Consider the following 13,384-nt stretch of genomic DNA (forward strand, 5'->3'; position numbering starts at 1 on the left):
GTCAGGCCCGTTGCCTGGCCTGGAAAATTTTGCCCAGCGCCAGCACCAGGATTGCACCAATTGCGCCTACCATCAGCGCGAAATCGTGTTGCGTGACACCCAGCATGGTGTCGATCCGCGCCACCGATTCTTCCAGTGCAGGATCGCCCACCAGCAGTTCGCCGGCGATGAAACCCAGCAGCGCCGCCCCCACCCAGACGATGATGGGAAAACGCTCGATCACCTTGAGCAACAGTGCGCTACCGAATATGACCAGCGGGATGCTGATGGCCAGGCCCAGCACCAGCAGCGTGGTGTCGCCCATGGCCGCGGCGGCGACAGCCACCACGTTGTCCAGGCTCATGACCAGGTCGGCGATCATGATGGTCCGGATCGCGACAAGCAGCGAGCCATGGCCCTTTTCCGCGCCATCGTCCTCGCCCTCGGGCAGCAGCAGCGACACGCCGATATAGACCAGCAGCGCGGCCCCGATCAGCTTCAGCCAGGGCAACAGCAGCAACTTGGCGGCCACCAGCGTCAGCGCGATACGCATCACGATTACCGCGGCCGACCCGACCACGATGGCCTTCTTCTGCTGATCCGGGGGTAGCGAGCGCGCGGCCAGCGCGATCACCACGGCGTTGTCTCCCGATAGCAGTATGTTTACCCAAATAATCTGGAGCAAGGCGATCCAGAACGCCGCAGAACTAAGTTCCATTCCTCTCTTTCCTAGTGATGATCCCCTAGGATTGAACAAACACAAGACACGCGTGGCCGCCTTCGACCAGGCGAGCCCTGGCGGCATTCTTGGTGCGTGGGTGGACAGGCAAATCGAAAAGCCCCTCGCTTTTGATTATAGGTTCGCGCGAATTCCTCTCTTTTCAATTCACTTTCAATATTCTTTCAATCCGCTTTCAGCCGGCCGCGGCATGCGAAAAAAAACGGCCCGCGATCGCGGGCCGTCCTGGGACAGGCGGGCTGTCCGGCGCGTGATTACAGCACGGACTTGAGCAGCTTGCCCATTTCCGACGGGTTGCGCGTGGTACGGATACCGCACGCTTCCATCACTTCCAGCTTGGCATCGGCCGTGTCGGCGCCGCCCGAGATCAGGGCGCCAGCATGGCCCATGCGCTTGCCGGCCGGCGCGGTGACACCGGCGATGAAGCCGACCACGGGCTTCTTCATGTTGTCCTTGGCCCACTGCGCGGCATTGACTTCGTCCGGACCGCCGATCTCGCCGATCATGATGACGGCGTCGGTGTCGGGATCGTCATTGAACAGCTTGAGCACGTCGACGTGCTTCAGGCCGTTGATGGGATCGCCGCCGATGCCCACGGCGCTGGACTGGCCCAGGCCGAGCTCGGTGACTTGCGCCACGGCTTCGTAGGTCAGCGTACCGGAGCGGCTGACGATGCCGATGCGGCCCTTGCGGTGGATGTGGCCGGGCATGATCCCGATCTTGATTTCGTCGGGCGTGATCAGGCCGGGGCAGTTCGGGCCCAGCAGCAGCGTCTTGCTGTTCATGGCCTGCATGCGGTTCTTCACTTCCAGCATGTCGCGCACGGGAATGCCTTCGGTAATGCAGATCACCAGGTCCAGTTCGGCCTCGACGGCCTCCCAGATCGCGGCCGCGGCGCCCGCCGGCGGCACGTAGATCACCGACACGGTAGCGCCGGTATCCGCCTTGGCGTCCTTGACGTTGGCGTAGATGGGCACGCCTTCGAAATCCTCACCGGCCTTCTTGGGGTTCACGCCGGCCACGAAGGCGGCCTTGCCGTTGGCGTACTCGCGGCACATGCGGGTATGGAACTGACCCGTCTTGCCCGTGATGCCCTGGGTGATGACTTTGGTGTCCTTGTTGATCAGAATCGACATTTGTGAATCCTTGGCAATTTTATTTGACGGCGGCAACGACTTTGGTGGCCGCTTCGGCCATCGTGTCGGCGCTGATGATCGGCAGGCCCGATTCGGCCAGCATTTTCTTGCCGAGCTCTTCGTTGGTGCCCTTCATGCGCACGACCAGCGGCACATTCAGGTTGACCGCCTTGCACGCCGTGATCACGCCTTCGGCGATCACGTCGCAGCGCATGATGCCGCCGAAGATGTTGACCAGAATCGCCTTCACGCTCTTGTTCTTGAGCATGATCTTGAATGCTTCGGTGACCTTCTCGGCCGTGGCGCCACCGCCGACGTCCAGGAAGTTGGCCGGCTCTCCGCCGAACAGCTTGATGGTATCCATGGTGGCCATGGCCAGGCCGGCGCCGTTGACCAGGCAGCCGATGTTGCCGTCGAGCTGGATATAGGCCAGGTCGAACTTGCTGGCTTCGATTTCGGCCGGGTCTTCCTCGTCCAGATCACGGTAGGCCACGATCTCGGGGTGGCGGAACAGCGCGTTCGAATCGAAGTTGAACTTGGCGTCCAGCGCGATGATGTCGCCGCTGCCGGTCAGGATCAGGGGGTTGATTTCAGCCAGCGAGGCGTCGGTGTCCCAGTACGCCTTGTACAGCTTCTGGAATTCGGCGGCAGCCTTGCCCACGGAGGCTTCGGGCACGCCGATGCCGCGCGCCAGTTCGGCGGCCTCGGCGTCGGTCAGGCCGGCGGCCGGATCAACGAAGACCTTCAGGATCTTCTCCGGGCTGTGCGCGGCCACTTCCTCGATGTCCATGCCGCCTTCGCTGGAAGCCATGACGCACACGCGCTGCGTGCCACGGTCGGTCACGATGCCAACGTAGTATTCCTTCTTGATGTCCGCGCCCTCTTCGATCAGCAGGCGGCGCACTTTCTGGCCTTGCGGGCCGGTCTGGTGCGTGACCAGCTGCATGCCGAGGATCTCCGACGACAGCTGGCGCACTTCGTCGATCGAACGCCCCAGTTTGACGCCACCGCCCTTGCCACGGCCACCCGCGTGGATCTGCGCCTTGACGACCCAGACCGGCCCACCCAGCTTTTCAGCGGCAGCCACGGCCTCGTCTACGGAAAAAGCGGGGATCCCGCGTGGCACGGTCACGCCAAACTGCTTCAGCAGTTCCTTGCCTTGATACTCGTGGATTTTCATGTGATACCTGTCAGGACGTATGAGAGAGAGAGGGTGAATCGGAAGACGTATCGGCCGACGACCCGGCGTTGGCGCCCGTATACCATTTGGGGTAGTACTCCTGCACGACCGGACCGTCGGTGCGCAAGGCATGGCAACCGCCAAGCTGGAACGGGCGCTTGTCTGGGTTGCTGTTCTGACGGCGCCGGCCGGCCATGGACTGGACGGCGGCTGTCGGCAGCACCTGCGAAAGCTCGGTCATGTGCGTACAGCCCGCGACATGACCGAAGCGCTCCTTGACCTGGCGACGAAACCCCTTGAGCAGGTTCATGCCGACCAGGTCGCGATAGGCTTGTTCGATGTTCGTGCACACGCCGTCGTACGGGGCGGCATCATAGACGGCCTGTGCCGCAATGATGGTATACGCCTCGTCGATCGTAATGCGCAAGTGCATGTGATGGATGAATTCGCCGGCCTTGAAAAGCTGGCCGTCGCGCTTGGGAAAATCGTAACCCTTGTAATCGATCAGCTCGGCTTCGAGATCCCACAGGCCATCCTCGCGCCCATAAGACTGCACGCGTATCGAACGCGTGTGCAGGGGCTGGCGAGGGGTATCCGGCGGTGGCAAGGGCATGGTCGAACCTGCTGGGCGCGATTTTGACGCAAGGCAGCAAATCCTGGGGAGTATAACGCAGCCGATTGCCGGCGACGCGGCCCGGGCCGACCCTCCCCCGGAGCACGCGCCGCACAAATTTCAGGCGCGGCGCCGGGGGCCCGCCCCGGCCGGGACAGCCTCCCCCCGCGCCGCCGCAAGGGGACGGATACGGATTACCCGCCGTCAGGCGGCGCGCAGCGTGCGGGCCGCCTGCACCATGCCGATCAGGGCGGCTTCGGTTTCGGGCCAGGTGCGCGTCTTCAGGCCGCAGTCCGGATTGACCCACAGGCGCTCCTTGGGCAGGCGCGCGGCAGCCTTGCGCATCAGTTCCACCATCCAGTCCACCTCCGGCACGTTGGGGGAATGGATGTCATACACGCCAGGCCCGATGTCATTGGGATAGTGGAAATCCTCGAACGCCTTGAGCAGCTCCATGTTGGAACGCGATGTCTCGATAGTGATCACATCGGCGTCCATGGCCGCGATCGACTCGATGATGTCGTTGAACTCGGAGTAGCACATATGGGTATGGATCTGCGTCGCCTCGCCCACGCCGGCGGTCGACAGACGGAAGCAGTCGACCGCCCAGTCCAGATAGGCGCGCCAGTCGGCCCGGCGCAGCGGCAGCCCTTCGCGGATGGCCGGCTCGTCGATCTGGATCACGCGGATTCCGGCAGCCTCCAGGTCCACCACTTCGTCGCGCAGGGCCAGCGCCAATTGGCGGCAAGTGGCTTCGCGCGGCTGGTCGTCGCGCACGAACGACCACTGCAGGATCGTCACCGGCCCGGTCAGCATGCCCTTGACCGGTTTGTCGGTCAGCGATTGGGCGTAGGCGGACCAGCCCACCGTCATGGGCGCGGGCCGGGCGACGTCGCCGAAAATGATGGGCGGCTTGACGCAGCGCGAGCCGTAGCTCTGCACCCAGCCGTTCTTGGTGAAGGCAAATCCGGCCAGCAACTCGCCGAAGTACTCGACCATGTCGTTGCGCTCGGGTTCGCCATGCACCAGCACGTCCAGGCCCACCTTCTCCTGGAAGCGGATGACTTCCTCGATTTCCTTGCGAATGGCGTTCTCGTACGCCGAATCGGTCAGCGCGCCGGACTTCCAGTCGCGCCGCAGGGCACGGATTTCTGCGGTCTGCGGAAAGGAACCGATCGTGGTGGTGGGAAAGGCCGGCAGCCGCAACTCGCTTTGCTGGCGCGCGATCCGCTGGCCGAACGGCGCGCGTTCGCGCGACACCCCGGCCTGCCCGGCCATGCGTTGCGCCACGGCCGGATTGTGGATGCGAGGCGATTGGCGACGCGCCTGCAGGGCGGCACGCTGGGCGGCCAGCCCTTGCTGCACCGCCGGGTCGGCATCGCCGCCCAGCGCCTTGCCCAGCAGGCACAGCTCGTCCAGCTTCTGGACGGCGAACGACAGCCAGCCGAGCAACTCGGCATCAAGCTCGGTTTCTCCGGCAAGGTCCACCGGTACGTGCAGCAGCGAGCATGACGGCGCCAGCCACAGGCGTTCCTGCAATTGCTCGCGCACCGGCACCAGCATCGCGAGCGCCGCATCGAGGTCGGTGCGCCAGATGTTGCGGCCGTTGATCACGCCTGCCGACAGCACCTGGCCGGGGCGCAGCCCGCTTGCCACGTCGCTCAGCTGGTCGGGCGCGCGCACCAGGTCCACGTGCAAGCCGGCCACCGGCAGGGCCAGGGCGGTGGCCAGATTGTCCTTCAGGCCATCGAAATAGGTGGCCAGCAACAGCTTGACCGGGCTGGCCGCCAGCTTGGCGTAGACAGCCTGATAGGCATCCCGCCAAGCCTGCGGCAAGTCCAGCACCAGCGCCGGCTCGTCGATCTGCACCCATTCGACGCCCAGCCCCGCCAGGCGCTCGAGCACTTCGCCATAGACCGGCAGCAAGGCGTCGAGCAACTGCAGCTTGCCGATGTCGCCGGCCCCCTGGGCAAAGGCATCGCCCTTGCCCAGCCACAGCCACGTCAGCGGCCCCGGGATGACCGGCTTGACGCGGTGCCCCAGGGCCTGGGCCTCCTTGACCTGCTCGAACAGGTCTTCGCGGGCGACGCGGAAGGTCTGTCCGGGCGTCAGTTCCGGGACGATGTAGTGGTAGTTGGTATCGAACCACTTGGTCATTTCGCAGGCAGCGGCCGGCTTGCCGCTGGGCGCGCGGCCACGGCCCATGCGAAACAGGGTGTCCAGGTCCACCGGCTTGCCTTCGGGATGGCCAAAGCGGGCCGGCACGGCGCCAAGCAGCGTGGTCCACTCCAGGATGTGGTCATACCATGCAAAATCGCCCACCGGCACGAACGCCACGCCGGCGTCGGCCTGGCGCTGCCAATGGGCCGCGCGCAAGGCACGGCCGGTCTCATGCAGCGCCTCGGCGGTCTGGCGGCCCGCCCAATAGGCTTCGACGGCGCGCTTGAGTTCGCGCTGGGCGCCGATGCGCGGAAAACCCAGATTATGAATAATAGTCATGACAATACCGGCCTTTCGCAAAAGTTATTCAAGTCAGGCCGCTATTGTGCGATCATCAACACATGAATCAAAATCAAACTCTACATTCATAAGTTGAGTATTATTCATATAAAACCAAAGGCGACGATTCATGCCCGCTCGCCGCGACCTCTATTGCCGCCATGCTCGAAATCCGCCATCTCGAAACCCTGGCCGCCATCCGCGATGGCGGCAGCCTGCAGGAAGCCGCCGAGCGCCTGCACCTGACCCAGTCCGCGCTCTCGCATCAGCTGCGCGACCTGGAAACCCGCCTGGGCACGCCGCTGCTCAACCGCCGCACGCGGCCGGCCCGCCTGACCACGGCGGGACTACGCGTGCTCGCGCTGGCCGACGACGTGCTGCCCCGGCTGCGCGCCACCGAACGCGAGCTGCAACGCCTGGCTGCCGGGCGAACCGGACGGCTGCACCTGGCGATCGAATGCCACTCGTGCTTTCAGTGGTTGATGCCCGCACTGGACGCCTTTCGCGGGCAATGGCCGGATGTGGCGCTGGACCTGTCGGCCGCCTTCTCGTTCGCGCCCCTGCCCGCGCTGGTGCGCGGCGACCTGGACCTCGTCATCACGTCCGATCCGCAAGCGCTGGAAGCCGTCACCTATCTGCCGCTGTTCAAGTACGAGCTGGTATTGGCGGTCGCCGAATCCAATCCGCTGGCCGCCAACCGCCACGTGATGCCGGAACAACTGGCCGACCAGACGCTGATCACTTATCCGGTGGACCGCCAGCGCCTGGATATTTTCACGGGCTTTCTCGATCCGGCCGATATCGAACCCGCCGCGATCCGGCGCGCCGAACTCACGCCCATCATTGCGCAACTGGTTGCCAGCAATCGGGGCGTCGCCGCCCTGCCCAACTGGGCGTTGACCGAGTATCTGGGCCAGGGCTGGCTGCGTGTTTGCCACCTCGGGCCGCAAGGCGTCTGGCCCACGCTCTACGCCGCGGTGCGCACGGAAGACAGCGACAGTTCCTATATCGACGAGTTTTTGACGATTGCCCGTGACGTCTGCTTCAAGACGCTTAGCGGCATCAAGGCGGCCAAGGGCCTGCCGGCCTGATCGAACGGGCCGCAAGCAAGCCCCAGGCAGGCGGGCCCGCATCGCGCGCCGCCGCCCGCACGAAGCGGCATCGTTCAGTCGAGTTCGTCGTCGCCACCGCCCAGAATGCGGCGGATAACATCATGGGCGAAGCCACGGCCCGCCAGGAAGCGGGCCTGCCGCGCGTACGCGGCGCGGTCGGCGGGCTTTTCGCCAAAGCGCTTCTGCCAGACGGCCAGCGCGCGTGCGTATTCGGTGGCGCGCAGTTGTTCGCGCAACTCGGCCACCTGGTCGTCGGCCACGCCCTGTTGCTTCAACTCCTGGACGATGCGCGAAGCGCCCTGGCGTGGCGCGCGCCGATGCGCCAGGCTTTGGGCAAAACGCGCATTCGACAACCACCCTTCGCGCTGCAGATCATCGAGCACCGCCTCGATGTCATCGCCCTCTTCGGCGTAAGGCTGCAGCTTGCGCGCCAGTTCAAGGCGCGAGTATTCACGCCGCGACAAATAGCCGACCGCGCGCGCCTTCAGAGTCCGGCCCGGGCGCGACGGTGCCGCCGCGTCGTCCCGGGATTGGGCCAGTGTCTCGAACTCATCGTCGGGATTTGCGGTCCGCCGCCCGGCTCGGGCGGCGGATGGCGGACGGCGGTTGAAAGTCGCCATGCCGGAGTGGGTGTGGATGCAGGCCTGACGGCTTATTCGCCGTCTTCGGCTTCGCTGACCGGAAAGGTGGCGGCGCGGCTGACTATGCCCTGGTTCTCGCGCACCTTGTTTTCGATCTCGATGGCCATTTCCTTGTGCTCTTTCAGGTACTCGCGCACATTGTCCTTGCCCTGGCCGATGCGGTTGCCGCTGTAGCTGTACCAGGCGCCGGACTTGTCGACCACATTGGCTTGCACGCCCAGGTCGATGATTTCGCCTTCGCGCGAGATGCCGCTGCCATACATGATGTCGAACTCGGCCTGCTTGAACGGCGGCGCCACCTTGTTCTTGACCACCTTGACGCGGGTTTCGTTGCCGACCACCTCGTCGCCCTTCTTGATGGCGCCGATGCGGCGGATGTCCAGGCGCACCGAGGAATAGAACTTGAGCGCGTTGCCGCCGGTGGTGGTTTCGGGGTTGCCGAACATCACGCCGATCTTCATGCGGATCTGGTTGATGAAGATGACCATGCAGTTGGTGCGCTTGATGGTGGCCGTCAGCTTGCGCAGCGCCTGGCTCATCAGGCGGGCCTGCAGGCCCGGCAGGGAGTCGCCCATCTCGCCTTCGATTTCGGCCTTGGGCACCAGCGCCGCGACCGAGTCGATGACGATCAGGTCGACCGAGCCCGAGCGCACCAGCGCGTCGGTGATCTCGAGGGCCTGCTCGCCCGTGTCCGGCTGGGAGATCAGCAGGTCGGTCAGGTTGACCCCCAGCTTGGAGGCGTATTGCACGTCCAGCGCGTGTTCGGCGTCGACGAAGGCGCAGGTGCCGCCCAGCTTCTGCATTTCGGCGATGACCTGCAGCGTGAGCGTGGTCTTGCCGGACGACTCGGGGCCGTAGACCTCGATCACGCGGCCGCGCGGCAGGCCGCCGACGCCCAGCGCGATGTCCAGCCCCAGCGAACCGGTGGACACGACCTGGATGTCGTGTTCGACCTCGTTGTCGCCATAGCGCATGATCGAGCCCTTGCCGAACTGCTTTTCGATCTGCGACAGCGCGGCGGCCAGCGCCTTGGCTTTCTCGGCCGCGGCGGCCTTGCTGGTTTTGTCGTCCATGTAAAGTCCTGTATTGAAGCGGCGCCTGCAAGGGTGCGAAGCAGGCAGCCGTTGTCTAGCCGGAGAAAAAGAGCCTGGAGAAAACTCGAACCTTGGCGATTATGGCATTGGATTGTACTGGATAAAAATCCAGTGTGCCATATATTTCCACGTATACCCTGAGTGGGCAAGCTCCATCCCCTGTGCCAGAATGGCCGGCGTAGCCAGCGCCCGCTGGCGGTTCCGCCGATGTTGCACGCATGCGTATCCTGATAGCTGAAGACGACAGCATCCTGGCCGACGGCCTGTCCCGCTCGCTGCGGCACAACGGCTATGCGGTCGACGCCGTGCGCGACGGACTGGCCGCCGATTCGGCGCTGGCCGTCCAGCCCTTCGACCTGCTGATCCTCGATCTCGGCCTGCCCCACCTGCCCGGGCTGGAGGTGCTGCGCAGGCTGCGCGCCCGCAACTCCGTGCTGCCGGTGCTGATCCTCACCGCCGCCGACAGCATCGAACAGCGCGTCAAGGGCCTGGATCTCGGCGCCGACGACTACATGGCCAAGCCTTTCGCGCTGTCCGAGCTCGAGGCCCGCGTGCGCGCCCTGACGCGGCGCGGCGCCGGCGGCGGCGCGACGATCGTGCGGCACGGCCGCCTGGTGTTCGACCAGACGGGCCGCATCGCCACGGTCGACGACCAGACCCTGGACCTGTCCGCGCGCGAGGTCAGCCTGCTGGAGATCCTGCTGGCGCGCAGCGGCCGCATGGTCAGCAAGACGCAACTGGTCGACCACCTTTGCGAATGGGGCGAGGAAGTCAGCACCAACGCCATCGAAGTCTATGTGCACCGCCTGCGCAAGAAACTCGAGCCCAGCGGCGTGAAAATCATCACCGTGCGCGGTCTGGGCTATTGCCTCGAGCGGGACCAGGGTGCCTCGTATCTCGCCAGCTGAAACGGCTTCGCGCGAACCGCTGAACCAAGAAGCCCTGGATGCGCTGCGCGGCGGGCCGCGCGGGCCGAGTTTCGCGCCGCCGCAGCGCTCGCTGCTGGGCGAGATCCTCGACTGGATGCTGGCGCCGCTGTTTCTCCTGTGGCCCATGAGCGTGGCCATCACCTACGTGGTGGCGCAGAACATCGCCAACGTGCCGTACGACCGCGCGCTGGCCAACAACCTGAACGTGCTCAGCCACCAGGTGCACGCCGTGGACGGACGCGCCGCGCTGCGCATGACCGACGCGGCCCGCGACGTGCTGCGCGTGGACGAGACGGAAAGCGTGTTCTGGCTGGCCCTGGGCAGCCGCGGCGAATACCTGGGCGGCGATCGCGCCCTGCCGCTGCCGCCCAACGTCGGCCAGCCCCGGCCGGGCGAGATCCTGTACGCCGACGACACCTTGCGCGGCTTCGGCGTGCGGCTGGCCTACACCTGGATCGACCTCGGCCTGCCGGATACCCAGCCGGCCCTGGTGATGGTGGCCGAAACCGTGGAAAAGCGCGCCCAGCTGGCCAACGACATCATCAAGGGAGTCATCATCCCGCAGTTCGTGGTGCTGCCGATCGCGGTGCTGCTGGTGTGGTTCGGCCTGTCGCGCGGCGTGGCGCCGCTCAACGCGCTGCAGCAGCGCCTGCGCGCGCGCCGCCCCGACGACCTCTCGCCCATCGACGAACAGGCCGCCCCCTCCGAGATCGCGCCGCTGGTCGGCGCCATGAACGACCTGCTCGACCGCCTGTCGGCCAACATCGAAACGCAGCGCCGCTTCGTGGCCGATGCCGCGCACCAGCTCAAGACGCCCCTGGCCGGCCTGCGCACCCAGGCCGAGCTGGCGCTGCGCGACGCCAGCCCCGAGGAAATGCAGTCCAGCCTGCACCAGCTGGTCACCGGCTCCGAACGGGCCACCCGGCTGGTCAACCAGTTGCTGCTGCTGGCGCGGGCGGAAAACCCGGACTCGCCCGGCCAGGCGCTGACCGACCTCAACGCCATCGCCTACGAACAGACGATGCAATGGGTGCCGCAGGCGCTCGCCCTGTCGACCGACCTCGGCTTCGAGGGCGCCGACCGACCGGTCGGCATCAGCGGCAACGCCATCCTGCTGGCCGAGCTGCTGAACAACCTGATCGACAATGCCCTGCGCTATACCCCGCGCGGCGGCCACATCACGGTACGGGTGAGCGCACGGGGCGATCACGCCGTCCTCGACGTCGAAGACTCCGGGCCGGGCATCGCCCCGGAAGAACGCGAGCGGGTCTTCGACCGCTTCTACCGCGTCCTGGGCACGGCGTCCGACGGCAGCGGCCTGGGGCTGGCCATCGTGCGGGAGATCGCCCAGAAGCACCAGGCGGAAGTCGTGATCGACGATCACCCCACTCCCTACTCGGACCTGCCCGGCACCCGCATCCAGGTGCGCTTCCCCCTGCCCGGCGCGCTGTAGCCGCCAGCCGGCCCGTCGATCCGGGCTGGTACGCGCGATAGTTACCTATTATTTCAAATTTAAGATTCAGGTAAGGGTTACGTCAGAACCTCGTCAGCCTGGAGCCCTACCTTGTTCGGTAGCTCGATGTCGGCGCGGCCGGCGGAGGGTGCAGAGCACGGTGGCACACCACTGGCCTAACGCGAGGAGACAACATGAGCACAGCAACCCTATCGGGCCAAAGCCCGTCGGCGCAACGGCGCCCCATGACCCGCGAGGAGCGGCGCGTGATCTTCGCGTCGTCGCTCGGCACGGTTTTCGAGTGGTACGACTTCTACCTCTACGGTTCGCTCGCAGCCATCATCGCGCAGCACTTCTTCTCCGGGGTCAATCCCACCGCGGCTTTCATCTTCGCGCTGCTGGCCTTCGCGGCTGGCTTCGCGGTGCGCCCGTTCGGCGCCCTGGTGTTCGGCCGCCTGGGCGACCTGGTGGGCCGCAAGTACACCTTCCTGATCACCATCGTCATCATGGGCCTGTCGACCTTCCTGGTCGGCGTGCTGCCCAGCTACGCCAGCATCGGCATCGCCGCGCCCGCCATCCTTATCATCCTGCGCCTGCTGCAGGGCCTGGCGCTCGGCGGTGAATACGGCGGCGCCGCCACCTACGTGGCCGAGCACGCCCCGCATGGCCGCCGCGGCTTCTACACCAGCTGGATCCAGACCACCGCGACGCTGGGCCTGTTCCTGTCGCTGCTGGTGATCCTGGGCGTGCGCACCTTCATGGGCGAAGAAGCCTTCAAGGACTGGGGCTGGCGCATTCCGTTCCTGATCTCGGTGGTGCTGCTCGGCATCTCGGTGTGGATCCGTCTGCAGCTCAATGAGTCGCCGACGTTCAAGCGCATGAAGGAAGAAGGCAAGGGCTCGAAGGCCCCCATCGCGGAATCGTTCGGCCAATGGCGCAACCTGAAGGTGGTGATCCTGGCGCTGCTGGGCCTGACCGCCGGCCAGGCCGTGGTGTGGTACACCGGCCAGTTCTACGCGCTCTTCTTCCTGACGCAGTCGCTGAAGATCGATTCCAACACCGCCAACATCATGATCGCGATTGCCTTGCTGGTGGGCACGCCGTTCTTCGTGCTGTTCGGCGCGCTGTCCGACAGGATCGGCCGCAAGCCCATCATCATGGCGGGCTGCCTGATCGCCGCGCTGACCTACTTCCCCATCTTCAAGGGCCTGACGCACTACGCCAACCCGGCGCTGGAAAAGGCCCAGGCCACCGCGCCGGTCACCGTGATCGCCGACCCCGCCACCTGCTCGTTCCAGTTCAACCCGGTGGGCACGGCCTCGTTCACCAGCTCCTGCGACGTGGTCAAGTCGTTCATGGCGCGCAACTCGGTGAACTACGAGAACCAGGCCGCCGCGGCCGGCTCGGTCGCCAAGGTCATGATCGGCAACGACGAGTTCGCATCGTTCGACGGCAAGGGCCTGGCGCCTGCCGAGTTCAAGACCAAGGCCACCGAGCTGGACAAGGCGCTGACCGCGGCGATCCGCAGCCATGGCTATCCGGCCAAGGCCGATCCGGCCCAGACCAACTACTTCATGGTGGTCGTGCTGCTGACGCTGCTGGTGATCTACGTCACCATGGTGTACGGCCCGATCGCGGCCATGCTGGTGGAGATGTTCCCCACCCGGATCCGCTACACCTCGATGAGCCTGCCCTATCACATCGGCAACGGCTGGTTCGGCGGCTTCCTGCCTCCGGTGGCCTTCGCGGTGGTGGCGGCGACAGGCAACATCTACGACGGCCTGTGGTACCCGATCATCATCGCTGTCATGACCCTGGTCATCGGTACGCTGTTCGTACGCGAAACCAAGGACAACGACATCAACGCCTGATAACCATCCCCCGCCGGGTTGGACCGCTGCGCCAATCCGGCTTTTTCAAGCTCCCTCAGGGAGCTTTTTTTTTGCCGCCGGGCCGCCCCAAGGCAAAAAAGCCTCCTCGGGGGGCAGCAAGCCCGCATAGCGGGCGCA

Annotated in this window: 11 protein-coding genes; 4 read left to right on the plus strand and 7 right to left on the minus strand. The window is 65.5% G+C overall.

Translation table 11 applies throughout. The features are described 5' to 3' along the window. Window position 1 precedes the first annotated feature (1 nt). The 5 genes from BN118_RS10070 to metE all read right to left on the minus strand — a co-directional run bounded on the left by BN118_RS10070 (window position 2) and on the right by metE (window position 6,146). The gene (locus BN118_RS10070) at window positions 2–697 is read right to left on the minus strand and encodes a TerC family protein (protein WP_010930987.1); all 696 of its coding nucleotides are present in this window, start codon (window positions 695–697) and stop codon (window positions 2–4) included. A 275-nt stretch (window positions 698–972) separates the two neighbouring features. Beyond that, window positions 973–1,854, minus strand: a complete 882-nt coding sequence (gene sucD, locus BN118_RS10075; protein ID WP_003812748.1) for a succinate--CoA ligase subunit alpha — start codon at window positions 1,852–1,854, stop codon at window positions 973–975. 19 nt (window positions 1,855–1,873) lie between these two features. Beyond that, window positions 1,874–3,034 carry an ADP-forming succinate--CoA ligase subunit beta gene (gene sucC, locus BN118_RS10080; protein WP_003812749.1) on the minus strand — a complete coding sequence of 387 codons (1,161 nt, stop codon included), beginning with the start codon at window positions 3,032–3,034 and terminating at the stop codon, window positions 1,874–1,876. A 10-nt stretch (window positions 3,035–3,044) separates the two neighbouring features. Continuing rightward, window positions 3,045–3,647: a DUF2889 domain-containing protein gene (locus BN118_RS10085; protein ID WP_010930988.1), complete on the minus strand. Its 603-nt coding sequence runs from the start codon at window positions 3,645–3,647 to the stop codon at window positions 3,045–3,047. 204 nt (window positions 3,648–3,851) lie between these two features. Further along, the gene (gene metE, locus BN118_RS10090) at window positions 3,852–6,146 is read right to left on the minus strand and encodes a 5-methyltetrahydropteroyltriglutamate--homocysteine S-methyltransferase (protein WP_014905787.1); all 2,295 of its coding nucleotides are present in this window, start codon (window positions 6,144–6,146) and stop codon (window positions 3,852–3,854) included. Window positions 6,147–6,307: 161 nt separating this feature from the next. Here metE and BN118_RS10095 point away from each other — a divergent pair, with 161 nt between their 5' ends. Continuing rightward, on the plus strand, window positions 6,308–7,237 hold the full coding sequence (locus BN118_RS10095) for a LysR family transcriptional regulator (protein ID WP_003812755.1): 930 nt from the start codon (window positions 6,308–6,310) through the stop codon (window positions 7,235–7,237). A gap of 74 nt (window positions 7,238–7,311) precedes the next feature. Here BN118_RS10095 and recX read toward each other — a convergent pair whose 3' ends face one another. Beyond that, window positions 7,312–7,878: a recombination regulator RecX gene (gene recX / locus BN118_RS10100; RefSeq protein ID WP_010930990.1), complete on the minus strand. Its 567-nt coding sequence runs from the start codon at window positions 7,876–7,878 to the stop codon at window positions 7,312–7,314. A gap of 32 nt (window positions 7,879–7,910) precedes the next feature. Next, complete coding sequence (recA, locus tag BN118_RS10105) at window positions 7,911–8,972, minus strand: recombinase RecA (RefSeq protein ID WP_014905788.1); 1,062 nt, start codon at window positions 8,970–8,972, stop codon at window positions 7,911–7,913. A gap of 239 nt (window positions 8,973–9,211) precedes the next feature. Here recA and BN118_RS10110 point away from each other — a divergent pair, with 239 nt between their 5' ends. From BN118_RS10110 to BN118_RS10120, 3 genes are all read left to right on the plus strand, one after another. Then, entirely contained in the window at window positions 9,212–9,901 is a 690-nt protein-coding gene (locus BN118_RS10110; RefSeq protein ID WP_003812762.1) for a response regulator transcription factor, read from the plus strand. A gap of 115 nt (window positions 9,902–10,016) precedes the next feature. Continuing rightward, the gene (locus BN118_RS10115) at window positions 10,017–11,375 is read left to right on the plus strand and encodes a sensor histidine kinase (RefSeq protein WP_014905789.1); all 1,359 of its coding nucleotides are present in this window, start codon (window positions 10,017–10,019) and stop codon (window positions 11,373–11,375) included. Between the two features lie 194 nt (window positions 11,376–11,569). Continuing rightward, window positions 11,570–13,246: an MFS transporter gene (locus BN118_RS10120; protein ID WP_003820458.1), complete on the plus strand. Its 1,677-nt coding sequence runs from the start codon at window positions 11,570–11,572 to the stop codon at window positions 13,244–13,246. Window positions 13,247–13,384: the final 138 nt, after the last annotated feature.

The sequence above is a fragment of the Bordetella pertussis 18323 genome (assembly GCF_000306945.1).
GTDB classification, from domain to species: domain Bacteria; phylum Pseudomonadota; class Gammaproteobacteria; order Burkholderiales; family Burkholderiaceae_B; genus Bordetella; species Bordetella pertussis.